At 72.0% G+C, this 19,513-nt stretch carries 16 protein-coding genes; 7 read left to right on the plus strand and 9 right to left on the minus strand.

The genetic code is table 11. The features are described 5' to 3' along the window. Positions 1–114 precede the first annotated feature (114 nt). On the plus strand, positions 115–951 hold the full coding sequence (locus tag OG444_RS16905) for a nitroreductase/quinone reductase family protein (protein ID WP_327262968.1): 837 nt from the start codon (positions 115–117) through the stop codon (positions 949–951). Here OG444_RS16905 and OG444_RS16910 read toward each other — a convergent pair. The 4 genes from OG444_RS16910 to OG444_RS16925 form a co-directional block, all read right to left on the minus strand. Further along, positions 854–2,197 (minus strand): ATP-binding protein, encoded by a 1,344-nt coding sequence (locus OG444_RS16910; RefSeq protein ID WP_327262969.1) that lies wholly within the window; start codon positions 2,195–2,197, stop codon positions 854–856. The two genes, OG444_RS16905 and OG444_RS16910, sit on opposite strands and share 98 nt — an antisense overlap. Positions 2,198–2,352: 155 nt before the next feature. Next, the gene (locus OG444_RS16915; RefSeq protein WP_327262970.1) at positions 2,353–2,556 is read right to left on the minus strand and encodes a hypothetical protein; all 204 of its coding nucleotides are present in this window, start codon (positions 2,554–2,556) and stop codon (positions 2,353–2,355) included. A 158-nt stretch (positions 2,557–2,714) separates the two neighbouring features. Beyond that, the gene (locus OG444_RS16920) at positions 2,715–4,709 is read right to left on the minus strand and encodes an MFS transporter (RefSeq protein WP_327262971.1); all 1,995 of its coding nucleotides are present in this window, start codon (positions 4,707–4,709) and stop codon (positions 2,715–2,717) included. A gap of 104 nt (positions 4,710–4,813) precedes the next feature. Beyond that, complete coding sequence (locus tag OG444_RS16925) at positions 4,814–7,342, minus strand: D-alanyl-D-alanine carboxypeptidase (protein WP_327262972.1); 2,529 nt, start codon at positions 7,340–7,342, stop codon at positions 4,814–4,816. 351 nt (positions 7,343–7,693) lie between these two features. Here OG444_RS16925 and OG444_RS16930 point away from each other — a divergent pair, with 351 nt between their 5' ends. The 3 genes from OG444_RS16930 to OG444_RS16940 all read left to right on the plus strand — a co-directional run bounded on the left by OG444_RS16930 (position 7,694) and on the right by OG444_RS16940 (position 10,048). After that, positions 7,694–8,428, plus strand: coding sequence for a GOLPH3/VPS74 family protein (locus OG444_RS16930; RefSeq protein WP_030390041.1), 735 nt, complete (start codon positions 7,694–7,696; stop codon positions 8,426–8,428). Between the two features lie 305 nt (positions 8,429–8,733). Next, positions 8,734–9,618, plus strand: coding sequence for a helix-turn-helix domain-containing protein (locus OG444_RS16935; RefSeq protein ID WP_327262973.1), 885 nt, complete (start codon positions 8,734–8,736; stop codon positions 9,616–9,618). 220 nt (positions 9,619–9,838) lie between these two features. Then, the gene (locus tag OG444_RS16940; RefSeq protein ID WP_030706854.1) at positions 9,839–10,048 is read left to right on the plus strand and encodes a DUF397 domain-containing protein; all 210 of its coding nucleotides are present in this window, start codon (positions 9,839–9,841) and stop codon (positions 10,046–10,048) included. Between the two features lie 34 nt (positions 10,049–10,082). On the opposite strand, the gene OG444_RS16945 is transcribed toward OG444_RS16940, so the two are convergent. Both OG444_RS16945 and OG444_RS16950 read right to left on the minus strand, forming a co-directional pair. Beyond that, on the minus strand, positions 10,083–10,220 hold the full coding sequence (locus tag OG444_RS16945) for a hypothetical protein (protein WP_327262974.1): 138 nt from the start codon (positions 10,218–10,220) through the stop codon (positions 10,083–10,085). A 75-nt stretch (positions 10,221–10,295) separates the two neighbouring features. Continuing rightward, positions 10,296–11,183: a hypothetical protein gene (locus OG444_RS16950; protein WP_327262975.1), complete on the minus strand. Its 888-nt coding sequence runs from the start codon at positions 11,181–11,183 to the stop codon at positions 10,296–10,298. A gap of 153 nt (positions 11,184–11,336) precedes the next feature. Here OG444_RS16950 and OG444_RS16955 point away from each other — a divergent pair, with 153 nt between their 5' ends. Then, positions 11,337–12,575, plus strand: coding sequence for an aminotransferase-like domain-containing protein (locus tag OG444_RS16955; protein WP_405789334.1), 1,239 nt, complete (start codon positions 11,337–11,339; stop codon positions 12,573–12,575). Here the strand turns inward: OG444_RS16955 and OG444_RS16960 are convergent. The 3 genes from OG444_RS16960 to OG444_RS16970 all read right to left on the minus strand — a co-directional run bounded on the left by OG444_RS16960 (position 12,553) and on the right by OG444_RS16970 (position 14,828). Further along, the gene (locus OG444_RS16960; RefSeq protein ID WP_405792719.1) at positions 12,553–13,083 is read right to left on the minus strand and encodes a hypothetical protein; all 531 of its coding nucleotides are present in this window, start codon (positions 13,081–13,083) and stop codon (positions 12,553–12,555) included. The two genes, OG444_RS16955 and OG444_RS16960, sit on opposite strands and share 23 nt — an antisense overlap. Positions 13,084–13,085: 2 nt before the next feature. After that, a complete protein-coding gene (locus OG444_RS16965; protein WP_327262976.1) occupies positions 13,086–13,328 on the minus strand; it encodes an amphi-Trp domain-containing protein in 243 nt (80 codons plus the stop codon). Between the two features lie 159 nt (positions 13,329–13,487). Beyond that, positions 13,488–14,828, minus strand: coding sequence for a diacylglycerol/lipid kinase family protein (locus tag OG444_RS16970; RefSeq protein ID WP_327262977.1), 1,341 nt, complete (start codon positions 14,826–14,828; stop codon positions 13,488–13,490). A 934-nt stretch (positions 14,829–15,762) separates the two neighbouring features. On the opposite strand from OG444_RS16970, the gene OG444_RS16975 reads away from it, so the two are divergent. Further along, on the plus strand, positions 15,763–16,545 hold the full coding sequence (locus tag OG444_RS16975) for an SDR family oxidoreductase (protein ID WP_327262978.1): 783 nt from the start codon (positions 15,763–15,765) through the stop codon (positions 16,543–16,545). Positions 16,546–16,596: 51 nt separating this feature from the next. Continuing rightward, positions 16,597–19,173, plus strand: a complete 2,577-nt coding sequence (locus OG444_RS16980) for a bifunctional FO biosynthesis protein CofGH (protein WP_327262979.1) — start codon at positions 16,597–16,599, stop codon at positions 19,171–19,173. Positions 19,174–19,513: the final 340 nt, after the last annotated feature.

The following is a 19,513-nucleotide window of genomic DNA, read 5'->3' on the forward strand; positions in this document are numbered from 1 at the left end:
ACCTGTTTGTTGAAGGACCGGGTCATGGGCCATTGCGCCACCGGCTACGGGTGATCTCCCTCGGTTGTTTCGCTGCCGTCGCACGCACACACACCGTGAGGACATCCACACCCCATGTCATCGTTCAATCACACCGTCATCGAAGAGTTCAGGGCGAACGCCGGCCGCGTCGGCGGGCCCTTCGAGGGATCCGGGCTGATCCTGCTCACCACCACCGGAGCCAGGTCCGGGAAGCCGCACACCACCCCGCTCGGGTTTGCCCGTGAGGGCGGGGGGCTGCTCGTCGTCGGGTCCGCCGGCGGGGCCGACCGGCATCCCGACTGGTACCGCAACCTCCTCGCGCGGCCCCTCGTGCAGGTCGAGACCGGGACCGAGGAGTACGAGGCCGTCGCCGTGCCCGCCGAAGGCGCCCTGCGGGACGAGCTGTTCGCGCGGATCGTCCGTGCGGAGCCCGGGTACGGGGAGTACCAGGCGCGCACCCGGCGGGTCATTCCCGTCGTCGCACTCCAGCGCACGCACGAGGCGGCCCCCAAAGAGGGCGGGATCGCCGGGAAGCTGCTCGACGTGCACGGCTGGCTGCGGGCGCAGCTGGCCCTCGTACGGGATCTCGCGCGCAAGGAGCCGCAGGGCGGCGGGGCGGCCTCGCTCGGGCTGCAACTGCGGCAGCACTGCCTGGCGTTCTGCCATTCGCTGGAGTTCCACCACAAGAGCGAGGACGCGGGCCTCTTCCCGTACCTGGAGCAACAGCATCCGCACATGCGGGAGTTCTTCCGGCGGATCGGCGCCGAACACGCCGCCATCGCCCGGCTCCAGGAGGAACTGGTACGGGCACTCGATGCGCCCGGCGCCGGGTTCAGCGAGCGCGTGGAACGGATGAGCCGGGAGCTGGAGGCTCATCTGGACGGCGAGGAGGCGCAGTTGCTCCCGGTGCTGCGGGCCCTGGAAGCGTGACGCGGGCCTCGGCGCCGCCCGCCACCCCGTTGCGGAAGGTGAGGGTGGCGCCGAGGACCCGTGCCTGGCCGGCGGCGATGGTCAGGCCCAGCCCGTGGCCCTTGTTCGTGCCCTCCGTACGGAACCGCTGCGGGCCGCCGGTCAGCAGGTACTCCGGGTAGCCGGGACCCGAGTCCGTCACGGTCAGGGTCCGGCCGTCGACCGTGAGCGTGACCGGGGCAGCCCCGTGACGGTGCGCGTTGGCCACGAGGTTGCCCAGGATCCGCTCCAGGCGCCGGCGGTCGGTGTCCACCCGCAGGGAGCCGCGCACCTCCAGGGCGGTGTCGGTGCCGGAGGCCCGGATCGTGCGCGCCGCCAGGCCGGCCAGGTCGTGCGAGTCCAGTTCCACGCGTTCGCTGCGCGTCTCCAGCCGGGAGATCTCCAGCAGGTCCTCGGTCAGTGAGCGCATCGCCTGCACCCGGTCGCGTACGAGTTCGGCCGGGCGGCCGGGCGGCAGGAGCTCGGCGGCCGCGTTCAGGCCGGTCAGCGGGGTGCGCAGCTCGTGGGCGACGTCCGCCGTGAACCGCTGTTCCGCCTCGAGCTTGCCCTGCAGCGACGAGGCCATGGTGTCCAGGGCCCGGGAGACCGCCGCCACCTCGTCCTTGCTGCGGCTGCGGGTCCCGTCGTCGACCCGCGCGTCCAGGTCGCCGGCGCTGATCCGGCGGGCCACCTGCGCGGTCAGGTGGAGCCGCCGGGTGATCCGGGTGACGACGAACGCGCCGACGAGGAGGGTGCCGCCGATGGCGAGGCCGGAGGAGCCGAGGATGGCCCGGTCCAGTTCGGCGATGGTCCGCTCGCTGGCACGGAAGTCCACGGAGACGGCTATCGCGGTGCCCTGGGCGGCGGGCCCGGCCGCCCACATCACGGGGCGGCCCCGATGCCTGCCGACGGCCGTGCCGCGCTTGCCGCCGACGGCGAGGGCGCGCAGCTCCGGGGGCAGGCCCGCAGGGTCGATGCCCTCGCCGCGCGGCATGCGTGCGCCGGCCTCGTACGCCTCGATGGTCCGTTCCAGCCTGATCAGCGCCTTCTCGCGGGCCGTGCCCACGGTCTGGCGGGTCATGGCGCCGTGCACGAGGCAGCCCAGCAGTGCCGCGAGTCCGCAGCACATGAGGGTGATGAAGACCGTGGCCTTCCAGGTCAGTGTCGAGGTCCAGGCGGGCAGCCGCAGGCGCGGCCGCAGCCGCTCGCCGCGCTGCATGTCGTTCATGGTCAGCTCACGGTAATGCGGCGGCCCCGGCGTGCGACCGGCGGGATCCGGCCGGATCGCACTGGATCAGGCCAGATTGCGTCGTATACGGCATCAGGACGCACGAAGCCCTTCCGGCCGCGCCGGAAGGGCTGTGCCATCACGGTCAGCTCAGGTCAGCTCAGGCCACTGCTGCGTTCGCCGATGCGGTCCCCCTGGGGAGTGCCGGCCCGCTTGAGCGCGGCCTTCGTGTGCAGCCCGCCCTTGACCTTGCTCCGTACCGGACCGTCGAAGCCGTGACCCGCAGAGCGCGGCGGTTGCGCCTGCTCCTGCGCCTTCGCGATGGCCGCCCGGACGTCCCGCTTCTGCTCTTTGTTCATCCCGTCGTCAACTCCTTCGGGAAGCACCCAATCGGACTACTCGGATCGTATGCACATATACGGGCCATCGCACCCGGACCGATGTGCAAAGAATTCCGATCAAGAGCCGATCAAGAACCGGTCAGGAGTCCGGTCACGGAGTCCGGCCGGATCCTGGATCACGGACGCGGCGGAGCCGGACGGTTCGGCTGGCCCAGCGTCTGGTGCACCAGGTCCTCCGGGCAGGGCGTCCCCCGCGGCAGCTGGTACTTCGCCGCCACCCGGTACTCCCCCGGCGCCGGCGCCAGCAGCTCCGTCCACACGTCCCCGGTGTCGTCCGGAGCGGCCTTGAACAGGCATCCCGCCGTGTTCGCGTACTGCTTCCGCAGCGCGCCGCCGTCCCCGCTCCCGCCCCGCGCCTTCGAGGCGAAGGTCTCCTGCGGCGGCGCCACCGGCCTGCCCTCCGCGTCCACCAGCCCCAGCCACGGCGAGTGCGGGATCCGGACCAGCACCCGTCCGGCCCGCTTCACGTCGACGACCAGCCGGTCGGCGCTCGCCCGCACCACCGTCGCCGGCCCGGACACCAGGTCGGTGGGCTCCTGGACCTTGAAGAGCTGCCAGTTCGCGTCGCCCCACACCTGCTGGAGGTACGGGACCCCCTCGCGCACCAGCTTCGCCTCGTCCTCCCCGCCCGAGTCGGGTTTGTCTGCGGGCAGCACCACGTAGTGCACGGCCCAGCGGTCCAGCCAGGCCCGGTAGCTGTCGGCGGTGAGGGTGTCGTCGTAGAAGAGCGGGTTGCGCTCCAGGTCGGCCTGCCGGTTCCAGCCGCGCGCGAGGTTCACGTACGAGGGGAAGGCCGAGGACTCCCGGTGGCTGCTGGCGGGGACCACCTCGACCCGGCCGCGGTCGGCGCCCGCCTTCTGCAGCTGGTCGACGAGCGGGGCCAGCTCGCGGCTCCAGGCGGCCAGGGGGGTGGTGCGGACGATGTCCGTGATGCTGTTGGTGGTGATCCAGGCGTTCAGCCCGATGAAGGCGATCAGCACCGCGTACCGGCGCCGCGAGCGCGGGAGCTCGTACGGGAGGGCCGCGAGCAGCGCGACCCCGCCGAAGAGCATCACCATCCGGGTGACGTTCGAGCCGACCTGGGAGTCGATCGCCCAGGTGAGGAAGACCCCGAAGGCGTAGACGGCCGAGGCGATCCGGACGGTCTTCCACCGCCTCGGTACGAGGAACAGGATCAGCAGCGCGAACACGAACGGCAGCGCGGCCGAGCCCAGCTTCATCGGCTGTGTCCCGGAGAACGGGAACAGCCAGGCGGACAGCCCCACAACGGCCACGGGAGCCAGCCCCAGCGCGTACGCACCCGGGCGCCGCCGGCTCAGGAACAGCGCGGCCGCGATCACCCCGAGGAAAAGGCCGGCGACCGGGCTGGCGGCGGTCGCGAGGCCGGCCAGCGGGGCCGCCACCGCGGCCTTGGCCCAGCGCCGCTCCGCCCACTTGCGGGGCCAGCAGAACACGGCGGCGACGGCACCGAGCGCGAACATCACGCCGAGGCCGAAGGTGACGCGGCCCGAGAGGGCGTTGCAGAGCAGCCCGTAGACCCCGGCCAGGGCGGGCCACAGGGGCTCGCGCACGGCACCGCGGCAGCGGGTCAGGATCAGCGCGAGCAGCCCGGCCGAGACGGTCCCGGCGATCATCATCGTGGTCCGGACGCCGAGCATGTGCATGAGGTACGGCGAGACCACGCTGTACGAGACGGGGTGCATGCCCCCGTACCAGGCGAGGTTGTACGCCGAGTCGGGATGGCGGCCGACGAACTCGGCCCAGGCGTCCTGGGCGGCGAGGTCACCGCCGCTGTTGGCGAAGCTGAAGAACCAGACGACGTGCAGCAGCCCGGCGAGGACGGTGGCGACGGCCACGGGGTGGCGGCGGAGCGGGTCGAGGGCGCGGGACGGCCTGGTGCGGCCGGGCCCGGCGGAGGCGGATGCGGAGGACGCGGCGGACGCGGAAGCGGAGGCGGAAGCGGGCACGGAGACGGCGGAGACGGGCACGGCAAGGGTGGTCGCGGACGGCGTCGCAGGCCCCGGAGGCGCGGACACCCCGGAGGCGCCGCCGTTGCCGGAGCCCGGCGGGACGGCTTCCCCGCGTCGGCCCTGCTGCTCAGCGGTGGTCACTGCCGCACTCCCCAACACACATGAGTCCACACTTCCCGCGGGCCAAGACGCGGCCCGGCGCCCCGAGGTTGCCCGGGGCGCCGGATCCACGCTCTCACCGGATGTCAGCCGACGCGCGTCAGCTTGCTGCCGATTCCCGGCGCCGCGAGGTCGTCCTGCAGCGCCACCGGCACCTTGACCTGGCTGGCGCCCTCGCCGACGGTCAGCACGCCGACCTCGGTGCCGGCCGTCGCGGTCTGCGGCACCGTGCCGCCGCCGTTCGAGAGCTTGACGTCGACGGTCAGCGAGGCCCAGCCGACCGCCTGCACGTCGGCGGTGGCGACTACGGGCGTCCGGCCGCCGAGCCCGTCGTCGACGTAGCCCACGACGTCGCCCTTCTTCACGACCGTCGCGCCTTGGAGCGCCTTCTGGGTCCCGAGCATCAGCTGCTTGCTCGCGGCAATGACGGTGTCGATGATCGGCGCCTTGTGCTGTCCGAGGACCGCTCCGACGATCAGCTGATTGGTGTTGCCGACCTTCTTCTGCGCGGCGAAGAGGAGGTTTCCGCCCGCCTTGGTCGTCGTACCGGTCTTGATGCCGAGCGAGTCGTTGTACGGGACCAGGCGGTTCCAGTTCGGCCAGTTCTTGCCCGACGGGTCGACCCAGCTCGGCTTCTTGGTGATGTCCAGCAGCGTCTCGATCTCGACGAGCTTCAGGCCCAGCTTCACCTGGTCCTCGGCGGTGCTGACCGTGGTCGCGTCCAGGCCCGAGGGGTCCGTGTACGTGGTGTTGGTCATGCCGAGTTCCTTGGCGGTGTCGTTCATCTTCTTGACGAACGCCTCCTGCGAACCGGAGTCCCAGCGCGCGAGCAGCCGCGCGATGTTGTTGGCCGACGGGATCATGAGGGCGGCGATCGCGTCGTACTCGGAGATCTTGTCGCCCTCCTTGACCGTGTCGAGGGTGGACTCGTTGTTGACCGAGTCGTTCTTCTTGCCCTCGGTCTCGGCCGTCTTGTCGACGTCGATCATCTGGCCCTGCTCACCCTTCTTGATCGGGTGGTCGCGCAGGATGATGTACGCCGTCATCGACTTGGTGACGCTCGCGATCGGCACCGGCTTCTGCTCGCCCGACTGGCCGAGCGTGCCGAGGCCGGCGGCCGCCATGTACGCCTGGCCCTCGGAGGGCCAGGGCAGCTGGGGCTTGGTGCCGTCGAAGGTGTACGAGGACTTCGCGGTCATCACGAGCGTCGGCTCGGGCAGCGGGCGTACGAGCTGCACGACGGCGAGGATGATCGCCAGGAGCGCGACGAGCGGCGCGTAGATCTTGAACCGCCGGACGGCGGTGCGGATGGGGCTCGGCGGCGGAGGCGGGTTGTTCGTCAGGTCCGCCAGCATGTCGAGCGGCGGCTTGGGCGGCAGCGGCTGCTGCGTGGTCCGCTCGGCCTGGTCGATCCGGTCGAAACGCGAGGCGGGGAGCGGGGGCTTGGGCAGCTGCCCGGCGGCGGGCGTCGGCGCGATGCCCTCCGGGCGCAGCGGCACGAAGGTGCTGCCCTTGGACGCCTCGGCCGCGGGCCTGGACTCGGTGGGCTTGGACTCGGTGGGCTTGGCAGGGGTCGCCGGCTTGGCCGGGGTGGTCGGCGTGAACCTGGCCTCCGCCGGCTTCGCCAGGGACGGCTTCGCGGTGGCGGGCTTGGCCGTGGCCGGCTTGGCGGCGGCCGGCTTCGGGGTCTCCGCCTTGAGCGCATCCACCTTCGGGACACGGAAGACGGCGGTGCGCTCGCTGTCCGCGGGCTTGTCGGTCCCGGCGGCGGGCTTCGCCTCATCGGCCTGAGCGGGAGCCGAAGCGGGCTTCACGGCACGGAAGACGGCGGTGCGCTCGCTGTCCGCGGGCTCGTCGGTCCCGGCAGCGGGCTTGGCCGGGGGCGGGGTGGAAGCGGAGGCGGAACCGGAACCGGAACCGGAAGCAGGCTTCACGGCACGGAAGACGGCAGTGCGCTCGCTGTCCTCCGACTTCCCGGCCGCGGGCCCGGCTTCGGCGGGCTTCGGCCCCGGCCCCGGGGCGGGGGTCGAAGCGGAATCCAGCTTCACCGCACGGAAGACGGCAGTGCGCTCACTGTCCGCGGGCTCGTCGGCCTTCGGCTTCTCGGCCGCCGGCTTCGCCTCGGCAGGCTTCACTGCACGGAAGACGGCGGTGCGCTCACGGTCCGCGGGCTTCGCGGCCGCAGGCCCGGCTTCGGCGGGCTTCGCTTCGACGACCGGGGCCGGGGCGGCATCGGAACCAGAAGCGGAACCCAAATCGGCAGCGGAATCGGAGGTGGATTCGGAGGTGGATTCGGAGTCCGCCGCTTCGGTGCGGGCATCCGGCGCGCCGGACCCGGAGGCGTCGGCCTCGCCTGCGTCCACCTCGGCGTCCACCGAAGCGGAACCCTCGGCTTCGCCCTGCGTGTCTTCGGCGCCGTCGGCAGAAGCGACCCAAGCCGCCACCGCATCGCGCAGCGCATCCCGCCCGCCGGCCTCGCGCCCGGCTTCAGCGTCAGCCTCAGCCTCGGCCGCGGCTTCGGCCGCAGGCTCGACTTCACCCTCGGGCTCGACTGCGACCTCGGGCTCGGCCTCAGCCTCGGCTTCGGCCTTGGCCTCAACGTCGACACCAGCCACAGCACCGGAACCGGCACCCGCACCGGAACCGGCACGAGCGGCTGCCGCGCCGCCCTCGGGATCCCGCGGCCGGAACACCGACAGCCTCGGGTCACGCTCCGCGGACGACTCCGCCGCCCCCGGCGCTCCTTCATCTACCGACTTGTCGGGGGACTCGCCCGCCACCGTGCCTCCTCCATCGCCGCCACGTCCGGCTGTCCGAATGTCTAACAGTGTCCCGTCTAGGGAGCATCGCCCCCGTGCCAGACGAGAACGACATAGCTGCGGGTTCCCCCACAAAGCGGCCACGCGCTCTCGACAGATGAATGTGAGAGGCGTCACCCTGTCACTCATCCACGCGGGGAGGCATGGATGGGCAGGAGCCGCAGAACAATTCCGGAGGAGCTTCTGCTGCTCGCCTTGGACCCGGCCACGGGTACCACGGCGCAGCCGCAGTCGCTCGACCTCGGCCTGGCCGGGGCACAGCTAGTGGAGCTGGCTCTGGCAGGACGGATAGCCCCTGATGGGGATCGTATCGCCGTGGTGATGCCACGGCCGACAGGAGATCCGACTCTGGACTCCGCACTGGAACTGCTGCGCAGGCGCGGCAGCCCGGTTCGGGCCGTCCACTGGATCGGCGGACCCCGGCTGGGGCTCCGCCAGATTTACCTCGCTCATCTGGAGCGCTGCGGCATGGTTCATGCCGTCGCAGGACAGATGTGCGGAGTGTTGCCGACGACTCGCTACCAAGCGACGGACACGGAGATCAGCCGGGAGATCCGAGCCCGGCTCGACAGTGCGATCCGCACCGGCGTACCGCCGGACCCGCGGACCGCGGCGCTTGCCGCACTGGCCCACGCGGTCGGACTCGGCAAGCACCTGTACCCCGGCAACGAGGGGCGGTCGTCCAGGTCCCGGCTGCGGGATCTGATCCGGCACGACCCGATGGGCGGACTCGTGGCGCATGCCGTGATGGACGTCCAGAACGGTGTGGCCGCACAGCCACGCCGTGACCGCGCACCCGCACCGCCGGCCCGGGCCACGGCGAGCAGCGTCCCGCTGCAGCCGCGCCGGACGGGCGCGATGGCCCGCGCGGCCGCGCACTGATCCGTCCCGTTCCAACGGATCGCCCGTTCCACCGGATCACCTGATCCACCGGATCGCCCGGATCACCTGATCCATCGGTCCACCGCTTCATCGCAACGCCACCGCCAGGACCGACGTCCGCGAGGACGCGGTCCGGGAGCCACCAGCGCGCGGGGTGGCGGGGCCGGTTCGCCGGCCCCGCCACCCCGCGCGTCTGTGTTTCCGGGGTTCCCCAGCGGCACCGCCCGCTTCGGTGGCAGTCTGCTCAAGACCAGATACGCAGAGAGACAGCTGCAACGACAGAAGAAGGCGGAGGTGCCGTTCACGTGGCGTCCAATGTCAATCCCACCGTCCGACGCCGCCGACTGGGCATGGAGTTGCGCAAGCTCCGCGAGGACAAGGGCATGACGGCCGAACAGGTCGCCGAGCGCCTCCTCGTCTCCCAGTCGAAGATCAGCCGACTGGAGAACGGCCGCCGCTCCATCAGCCAGCGCGACGTCCGCGACCTGTGCGACGTCTACGAGGTCGAGGACCGCCGCCTCATCGACTCGCTCATGCAGATGGCGAAGGACTCCCGCCAGCAGGGCTGGTGGCACGCCTTCGGCGACATCCCGTACAGCGTCTACATCGGCCTGGAGACGGACGCCGCCAGCCTGCGCACGTACGAGCCCCTGGTCATCCCGGGGCTGCTCCAGACCACGGAGTACGCGCAGTCCCTCGTTCGCGGCGCCTGGCCGGAGACCGCCCCTGCCGACGTGGACAAGCGCGTCCAGGTCCGCATGCACCGCCAGAAGCGTCTCTCCGAGACGGACAACAACAACCCCGATCTGGGACCGCTGCGCCTGTGGGCGGTGATCGACGAGGCCGCGCTGCGCCGCCGGGTGGGCGACGCCCAGCTGATGATCCGGCAGCTCGAGTACTTGATAGAGCAGTCGGAGCAGCCGCACGTCACCGTGCAGGTGATGCCCTTCGACCTGGGCGCGCATCCGGGCGTCAACGGCCAGTACGCGATCCTGGAGTTCCCGGACGCGTCCGACTCGACCGTCGTCTACATCGAGGGCGTGACGAGCGACCTGTACCTGGAGAAGGCCAACGACGTGCAGAAGTACAGCGTGATGTACGAGCACCTGCGTGCGCAGGCCCTCAACGTCGACCAGACCCGCGAGTTCATCTCGGGGATCATCGACCAATATGCCGACAAGACCGCTTAGGCCCGGGATGTGAGCGAGATCCACCGGGCGGGCGACGAGCGGGTCGGTACGGTACACCGTCACTCCCCAGCCACATAAGGCTTGAATGGAATATGCCACCCGGTCGGGTGAATGGTCCCTTCACCTGTCAGGAGCTGCCGGTAGCGTCGATCAGGTCAGCCGGAAAATTGGCCGACAGGACACCGGAACCACCGGAACTACTCGCTCACCGGAGAGAAACATGGCTATTCGCCAGGGCGCCACGGACAACTGGATCAAGTCCTCCTACTCCGCCAACGGCGCCTGCGTCGAGGTCAAGTCGCCCGTCATGGAGGCCATCGCCGTCCGCGACTCGAAGGTGCAGGACGGACCGTCCCTCACCTTCGCGCCCGGCTCCTGGACCTCGTTCGTCGCCGACGTCACCGAGGGCCGGCTGGGACGCCTCGCCTGAAGATCACGGCGCGCCCCAACCGTCCGCCCCTTCGCTACCGTTCGGGCCCCGCAGCCGGCACCACCCCCGGCCGGACCGGCTTCTGCACCACCAGCAGCACCAGCAGCATTTGCATCACCAGAACTGCCTGCAGCACCAGCACCGCCTGCATCACCCGCTTCACCTGCACCACTGACTTGAGCCCTCTCGACCGACCCGCCGTCTTGGCCGAGGGGGCTCGGCCATGCCCGCCGCGCCGTCGGCTCTCTCAGCGCAGCTGATCGACGTACCGGTCGGTCCCCGGCACCGTCGGGACGAACGGCGCCACCAGCTCCACCCGCCCCAGCCCCGCCTCCGCGACCTCCGCGTCCAGCCCCAGGAAACGGTCCCAGCAGGTCCGGGGGTCCTCCTGGAGGAACCACAGCAGCGTGAGGCGGGTGTCAACCCCCTCCACCTGCTTGACGTACGTCATCCGGTCACCGGGCAGCGGCGTGGGCCGGAAGACCGTCACCATCGCGGCCGGACCGCCGTGCAGCCGCTTCGGCAGGGCGCGCGAGCGCAGCCACTCCAGCAACTCGGCCCGCTGCTCGGGGCCGTCGGCGTCGATGACCTGGAGGACGAGGCCGGCGTACGGGTGGTCCAGGGCGTGGTAGTCCCGTGGGCCGGCGGCGCCGTCGCGGTAGACGGTGGCCGCGTGGTCCTGGAAGGACGTGAACACGTGGGTGCGGTCCTGGTAGACCCGGCCGTCGCGGTTCAGCCGCTTGTTGATGCCGACGGTCCACTTCATGTGCTCGTCGTAGCGGCCCTCGGTGACCCAGTACGTCGATATGTAGCAGCCGGCGGTGACGGGCTGGGCGACGGCCGACTTCTCGGGGTAGCGCAGCTCCTGCAGTTCGCGGGTGGCCACCCAGCGACGGCCCGCGTACATCCACGGCATGGCCATGGCGCCGGCGTAGTAGTGGTCGTCCTCGTACCAGCGGTTGTACGCGTACTCGTGGCCCGGGTGCGGCTCCACCATGGTGATCAGCGCGTGGCCGGGGCGGACGCCGTAGGGGCCGACGGCCGCCAGCTCGGCGTAGTCGTCGACGCGGGTGCCGGGCTGGTCGTGCTCGCGGTCGCTGCCGCCGCTGTCGCGGTCCTGCTCTCCTGTCGTCATGGGAAACGGTCTAGCTGATGCAGCATCAGATGGGGAGGGGTCGCGGGGGTATCCGCTTCGACCGGGCGCCGGGGTCCACCACTTGATACATACATGCCGTCTACAACTTTCCCTCGCTACGATGCGCGCACCCGCCTCCTGAAGGAGCTGCCCGTGTCCTCTGCCGTGCCTGCCGCCGCCGCACCGCCGCCCGCGTTCGCCGCCCGCGCCACCTCCGTGGAGGGGTCCCCCGTGCGCGAGATCCTCGCGCTCACCGAACGGCCCGGGATCATCTCCCTCGCCGGGGGCCTCCCCGCCCCCGAGCTCTTCGACACCGAGGGCCTGCGGGCCGCGTACGACGCCGCCTTCGCGGTGTCCGCGCGGCGCGCGCTCCAGTACTCGACCACCGAGGGCGCACCCGAGCTCCGCGAGGCCGTCGCCGCCCGGGCCACGGCGCGCGGGCTGCCGACCGGCCCGGACGACGTACTCATCACCTCGGGCTCCCAGCAGGCCCTCACCCTCATCGCCGCCACCCTGATCGAACCCGGTGACGTCGTCCTGGTCGAGAACCCCACCTACCTCGCGGCGCTGCAGTGCTTCGGGCTGGCGGGAGCGCGGGTGGTGGCCGTGCCCTGCGACGCGGAGGGCATTCTCCCGGACGCGCTGGCGGACGTCGTCGCGCGCGAGCGGCCGAAGCTGCTGTACACCGTCCCCACCTTCCAGAACCCGACCGGACGCACCCTCCCGGCCGCCCGCCGGGCGGCGGTGGCGGACACCGCGGCACGGCTCGGGCTGTGGCTGGTGGAGGACGACCCGTACGGCGAACTCCGCTACGAGGGCTCCGACGTCCCGTGGCTCGCCGCGCACCCGGGGGCGGAGGACCGTACGGCCCTGCTCGGCAGCTTCTCCAAGGTCATGGCCCCCGGGCTGCGCCTGGGCTGGCTCCGCGCGCCGGCGGCGCTGCGGCGGGCCGCGGTGGTCGCGAAGCAGGCGGCCGACCTCCACACCTCGACGGTGGACCAGCTGGCCGCGGCGCACTACCTCCGGGCGGTGGACCTCGACGCGCACATAGCCACGGTCCGCACGGCCTACCGCGAGCGCCGTGACGCCCTGCAGACGGCACTGAGCCGGTCCCTGCCGGCCGACTGCGCGTGGAACCTGCCCGAGGGCGGCATGTTCCTCTGGGCCCGCCTGCCGGAGGGCCACGACGCGACGGCCCTCCTCAAGACGGCGGTCGCGCACGGCGTCGCCTTCGTCCCGGGCGCCCCCTTCTTCGCCGACGCCCCGGACCCCCGCACCCTGCGGCTGTCCTTCACGACGCACACCCCTGCCGAAATCACCGAGGGCGTGGGCCGTCTGCGCGTGGCGCTGAAGGAGTACGCAGGGGGGTTCAGTGCTGGAGCGCGACCTTGAGGAGCACGATGAGCAGCCCGAGGAACAGGTTGATCGCGCCGGCCAGCAGCATCAGGCGGCGTGAGGCGCCGGCACGGCTGGCGGCCACGGTGGCCCAGCCGACCTGTCCGATCAGGGCGACGGCGAGCGCCAGCCAGGCGATCCCCTGGGGCCCGAGGCCGAGCCAGGGGGCGACGGCCGCGGCAACGGCCGGCGGGACGGCCGCCTTGATGATCGGGAACTCTTCCCTGGACGTACGGCGCACCACGCCCCAGCTCAGGTGGTGCACCATGCGGGCCCCGAAGAGGCGGGCGAAGACGTGCGCGGCCCAGAACACCACACCGGTGCCCAGGAGCAGCAGGACGAGCTCCAGCCGCGGGAACTTGCCGAGCGTTCCGGCGCCGACCACGACGGAGGCGGCGAGCAGCGAGCCGTAGACGGCGCCGGTGTAGTCGCCGCGTCCCGCCTCCGGCTCCGGAACCTGCCCGGGAGCCTGCCCCGGCCCCGGCCCCGGGCCGTCCGCGGGCACTGTCACGCGGCCTCGGCCTGCGCGGTGGACCACTTCAGTTCGATCTCCATCTCGATCTCCCCGTCGCCGACCTCGACCTCGATCTCGGTGCGGAGTTCATCGGGGACCCGCAGGCTCATCGTCCCGGGGCCGAGTTCCAGTTCGGCGTTGCCGCCGTGCCGGAGCGCCTCCGCCAGTGCGGAGAGCTGATCGGCGGCCTCGAGGCGGGAAAGGGAACTCTTCTTCTCAAACTTGAGGTCCTTCACGGACGTCTCTCCAATCCGCTGCGAACACCGGGCACGACCGGGACGACGGGTGCGACGCGAACGACGGGACCGCCGCGGCACGACGCGAACGCCGGGTAAGGCTCATTGTGACGCCGCACGGCGGGTCGGGCATCCCGGGCCCCGGACCCCGCCGGGGCTTCAGCCGGACGGTGACGGGCCCGGCCCGGTCCGGTTGAAGGCCAGCGCGAGGACCTCGTTCCACTCCATGGGCGGAGCGGCCGCCGGGGCGCCCGGGCGGAGCCTGGGCACCAGTACGCGCAGCGCACCCGGGCGGACGGTGCAGGTCACGGGCGTGGGCATGGTCAGGGCCTCGCCGTCCACGGCGACCGCGATGCGCTCCGCGTCCGATCGGACGACGACCTGGCGGGAGGCCAGCACGTGGAGGCCCGCCGCCCGCGCCCCGCGGAGCGCGACGTCGGCGGCCTGGGCCGCGTTGTTCACCCGGATCCCGACGACACCCAGCACGCCGAGGTCGAGCCGGGACCTGCGGGCGCCCATCGGTTCGGGGGAGGAGTACGGATTGTTGCTGACCAGCAGTGCCTGCTGGGCCTCCAGACGCGTCTCGTCGGTGACCGCGTCGAGGGTGGTGCCGGCGTATCCGAGCAGGAGGTCGGGCAGCGCGGCCAGCGCCGAGTCCGCCTTGGCGTCCCGGTACTCCGGCCGCTGCACGATCTCGGCGTAGACGCCGAAGGAGGCCGTGTTGACGAAGGCCTGGCCGCCCACGAACCCCAGGTCGACCCTGAGCTCCTCCCCGTCGGCCAGCGCGTCCAGGCACCGGGCCGGGTCCTCACGGTCCAGTCCGAGGTCCATGGCGAAGTGGTTCCTGGTGCCCGCGGAGATGACGAGGAACGGCAGGTCGTGTTCGGCCGCCACCGCGGCCACCCGGGCCTGCGTGCCGTCGCCGCCCGCCACCCCGAGCAGGTCCGCCCCGTCGGCCACCGCCTGCCGGGCGATGGCGGCGACGTCCGTGACGACCTCGGTGTCCAGCAGCACCACGCGGGCGCCGAGCGCTTCGCTCTTCTCGACCAGGCCGAAGCGGCCGACCTTCCCGCCGCCGGACTTCGGATTCATGATCAGCACCGGATGCCGGGGGGCGTCGCGCGCGACCGCCCGCATGCCGTCGGGTCTGCGCACCGCACGCAGCGCGCTCCGCGCACACGCCACGGCGGCTGCCCACAGTGCGATGGCGAGCAGCGCGATGGGCCAGAGGTCCGCCCGGGCGTAGATGAGCAGGATCGCCACCGGCGCGCCCACCATCAGCAGCGTCCCGGCCAGCCGCACCGCACCGCGATGGGACACCACCCACCAGGTCCCCATGGCGGTGAGCGCGGCCCCGGCCACGCCGACGACGAGGACGAGCAGCCCGCCGATGATGCCCTCGGCCACCAGGGTCGCCGCGGCGAGCAGCGCGCACACCACGGCCAGCAGGGCCCACAGCCGCGCGTGCCGGGGCGGGCCGGAAGGGTGCGGGAGTGACATGGCCTCACGTCCTAGGCTCGTGCCGTGAATCCTCACCACGAGGCTGTGGTCATCTCCGATGATCCCCCGAACGACATCGGCCGTCGACGCGGAAGGGTCCGGGGCGGGGACGGGGCCGTGGCCGTGGCCGTGGCCGGGGAGAGGCGTGATTGCCGCTGCAACGCAGCCCGGCTCGACCACACCGGACCGGGCCGGACCAGGCCGGGCCAGGCCGATGACCCCGCACCGCGTTCTCGCATGGCGGGATGTGCGCGCCACTGAACAGTAGATTCCGCCCGCCCGCCCCGCCATAGGAAGGTGAGCACGTGAAGCGGCAGGTTGCGCTGCGTTCCAGGCCGATCCCTGAAAGCGGCATGCGCTGCAAGTACAGGTTCGTGAAGGGCGGGATCGGCCTCGCCGCCGATGTTTCGGCGCACACGGAAGAGTCCGGGTCCGCGCCGTCGAGAGCCATCCAGAGGGACCAACGTCTGCACTTGCGCCTTCCGGCAGGCCACATCCACCGGAAGGACGCCGCACGGCTTGCGTACGGACTTCCGCTCCACGCCGCAGAGCTTTCGCGCAATGCCGGAGGACACCTCCTCGTCGTCATCGATTCCTTCGCCTATCCCGGTGCCGACCACCAGGCGGAGGTGGCAGCGCCGGCAATCGACGGGTGGGTCCACCAAAATCCGACCACCAAAATCCGAACACTCCTCCCTGTGGAATCTCGGCAGGCTTCGACCGGTCACGCCGGAAGTCCTGCTTCGACCGGGGGCCCGGGATGGCTCCGTTTCGCGACGACCTTGCGGGCTGAGCCGCCCGATCTCCTCGGCCGCTGCTCGCCGGATCCGGAGAGAGGGCGTGAGCGGGCGCCGCGCGTCATGGCTCTTCACACCGGCGCGCCCGCGCCGTAGCCTGACGGGCCGTCAGATGTGTCGCGTCCCGGAGGTCCGTCGTGTTGCTGCAAGGGAAGACCGTCATCGTCTCCGGCGTCGGGGCCGGGCTCGGGCATCAGGTGGCCGCCGCCGTCGTGCGGGACGGGGGGAACGCCGTGCTCGGGGCGCGGACCGAGGCGAATCTCGCCAAGTCCGCCGCCGAGATCGACCCCGAGGGGACCCGCACCGCCCACCTGGCCACCGACATCACCGACGAGGCGCAGTGCGAGGCCCTCGCCGCGCTCGCGCGCGAGCGTTTCGGCCGGATCGACGCCGTCGTGCACGTCGCCGCCTGGGACTCGTACTTCGGGGGGCTGGAGGACGCCGACTTCGGGACCTGGCAGCAGATCATCGACGTCAACCTGCTGGGCACCCTGCGCATGACCCGGGCCTGCCTGCCCGGCCTCAAGGAGCGGGGCGGGGCCGTGGTGATCGTGGGGACGCAGTCCGCGGTCGCCGCGCCGAACGAGGTGCAGCAGGCCGCCTACGCCGCCTCCAAGGGGGCGCTGACCTCCGCCATGTACTCCATGGCCCGCGAGCTCGGTCCGCACCGGATCCGCGTCAACACCGTGCTGCCCGGCTGGATGTGGGGCCCGCCCGTCCAGGCCTTCGTCACCTTCACCGCCCACACCGAGGGCGTCCCGGAGGCCGAGGTGCACGCCCGCCTCACCGAGCGGATGGCGCTGCCGGACCTCGCCACCGACGGGGACGTCGCGGACTCCGCCGTGTTCCTCGCCTCGGACCGGGCCCGGGCGATAACCGGCCAGTCGCTGCTGGTCAACGCGGGTGAGTTGATGAGATGAGCCACTTCACAGCCGCCCCACCGCCGGAACGTCGGATCGTATGCTCGGCCCATGACCACTCCGAGTGACGCTCCGACCGAAAACGCGATGCGCCGCGCGCTCCGGCGGGCCCGCGACGGCGTCGCGCTCGACGCGACCGAGGCGGCCGTACTCCTCCAGGCGCGCGGCGAGGACCTGAGGGACCTCGCCGCCTCCGCCGCACGGGTGAGGGACGCCGGGCTCGCCGCCGCCGGGCGGCCCGGCGTCATCACGTACTCCCGCAAGGTCTTCATCCCCCTCACCCGCCTCTGCCGCGACAGGTGCCACTACTGCACCTTCGTCACCGTCCCCGGAAAGCTGCGCAAGAGCGGCCACGGGATGTACCTCTCCCCCGACGAGGTCCTCGACATCGCCCGCCAGGGCGCCGCGATGGGCTGCAAGGAAGCGCTCTTCACCCTCGGCGACCGCCCCGAGGACCGCTGGCCCGAGGCCCGCGAGTGGCTCGACGCGCACGGCTACGACGACACCCTCGCCTACGTGCGCGCCATGGCGATCCGCGTCCTGGAGGAGACCGGCCTGCTGCCGCACCTCAACCCGGGCGTCATGTCCTGGTCCGATCTCCAGCGCCTCAAGCCGGTCGCGCCGAGCATGGGCATGATGCTGGAGACCACCGCCACCCGCCTGTGGTCCGAGCCCGGTGGCCCCCACCACGGCTCCCCCGACAAGGATCCGGCCGTGCGGCTGCGGGTGCTGGAGGACGCCGGACGTTCCAACGTCCCCTTCACCACCGGTGTCCTCATCGGCATCGGCGAGTCCTACGGGGAGCGGGCCGAGGCCTTCTTCGAGCTGCGCCGGATCCAGCGCAGCTACCACGGCATCCAGGAGGTCATCGTCCAGAACTTCCGCGCCAAGCCGGACACCGCGATGCGCGGCATGCCGGACGCGGAGCTGGAGGAGCTGGCCGCCGCCATCGCCGTCGCCCGGCACATCCTGGGCCCGAGCGCGCGGATCCAGGCCCCGCCGAACCTGGTCGATGCCGAGTACGCACTGCTCATCGGCGCCGGCATCGACGACTGGGGCGGGGTCTCGCCGCTGACCCCCGACCACGTCAATCCCGAGCGTCCCTGGCCGCACATCGAGGAGCTGGCCGAGCGGACCGCTGCCGCCGGCTTCGAGCTGCGCGAACGCCTCACCATCTACCCGGAGTTCCTGCAGCGCGGCGAGCCCTGGCTGGACCCCCGGCTGCTGCCGCACGTACGGGCGCTGGCCGATGCCGGGACCGGGCTGGCCGACGAGGGCGCCGCGGTCGAGGGCCGGCCGTGGCAGGAGCCGGACGAGGGCTTCACGGCGTACGGGCGCACGGACCTGCACGCCACCATCGACACCGAGGGCCGCACCGGTGACCGCCGCGACGACTTCGACGACGTGTACGGCGACTGGGAGGCGCTGCGCGAGGCGGCCGCGCCCGGGATGGTGGCCGAGCGCATCGACACCGACGTACGGGGCGCCCTCGCGCAGGCCGCCGACGACCCGACGAGGCTGACGGACGCGCAGGCCCTCGCCCTGCTGCACGCGGACGGGCCGGCCCTCGACGCCCTGTGCCGGATCGCCGACGACCTGCGCAGGTCGGTGGTCGGCGACGAGGTCACCTACATCGTCACGCGGAACATCAACTTCACCAACGTCTGCTACACCGGCTGCCGCTTCTGCGCCTTCGCGCAGCGCCGCACGGACGCCGACGCCTACACCCTCTCCCTCGACCAGGTCGCCGACCGGGCCGCCCAGGCCTGGGACGTGGGCGCGGTCGAGGTGTGCATGCAGGGCGGCATCCACCCGGACCTGCCCGGGACGGCGTACTTCGACATCGCGCGCGCGGTGAAGCAGCGGGTCCCCGGCATGCACGTGCACGCCTTCTCGCCGATGGAGGTGGTCAACGGGGCCACCCGCACGGGGATGTCCGTACGGGACTGGCTGACCGCGGCCAAGGAAGCGGGACTGGACTCGATCCCGGGCACGGCGGCGGAGATCCTGGACGACGAGGTCCGCTGGGTCCTGACCAAGGGCAAGCTGCCCACGGCGGACTGGATCGAGGTGATCACCACTGCGCACGAGCTCGGAATCCGCTCCTCGTCCACGATGATGTACGGGCACGTGGACCAGCCGCGGCACTGGCTCGGCCACTTCCGCACGCTGGCCCGGATCCAGCAGCAGACCGGTGGTTTCACGGAGTTCGTGACCCTGCCGTTCATCCACACCAACGCGCCCGTGTACCTGGCGGGCATCGCGCGGCCGGGTCCGACGGTCCGCGACAACCGGGCGGTGACGGCGATGGCCCGGATCCTGCTGCACCCGCACATTCCCAACATCCAGACCAGTTGGGTGAAGCTGGGCGCGGAGGGCGCCGCCGAGATGCTCCGGTCCGGGGCGAACGACCTGGGCGGGACGCTGATGGAGGAGACCATCTCGCGGATGGCCGGGTCGAGTTACGGCTCGTACAAGTCGGTGCAGGACCTGATCGCCGTCGCGGAGGCGGCCGGGCGTCCCGCGAAGGCCCGTACGACGCTGTACGGGGAGGTGCCGCAGGAGCGGCAGGCCGCGGCCCGCGCCTCCGACGGGCACCTGCCGGAGCTGCTGCCCGTACTGGACTGAACGCGAACGGAGGGGTGCCGGCGGCCCGGCTCCCCTCCGTGGCGGCCCCTGCCCGGGATCAGCCGACGAGGAGGTCCACGGGTGGCAAAACGCGCCATCGGCCAGGTCGCGGCCGGAAGTGTTCGCATTCTGGTCGATCTCCGCCCACTTACCGGCCTCTTGGCGAACCAGTTCCGGATTCGATCGAACCTGTCCACTACAGTGCGGATTCGCGTGCGCGGCGGGTACGGGTAGGGACGCCGGGCATCGAGTGGGCTGGTCAGCGGGGGGCGCGGTGCCGGGGATGGACGCAGTGAACGGTACGAACGACACGGGCGGCGGCACGGGCCCCGCCCCGGCG

It is taken from the genome of Streptomyces sp. NBC_01232 (assembly GCF_035989885.1).
Classification (GTDB): domain Bacteria; phylum Actinomycetota; class Actinomycetes; order Streptomycetales; family Streptomycetaceae; genus Streptomyces.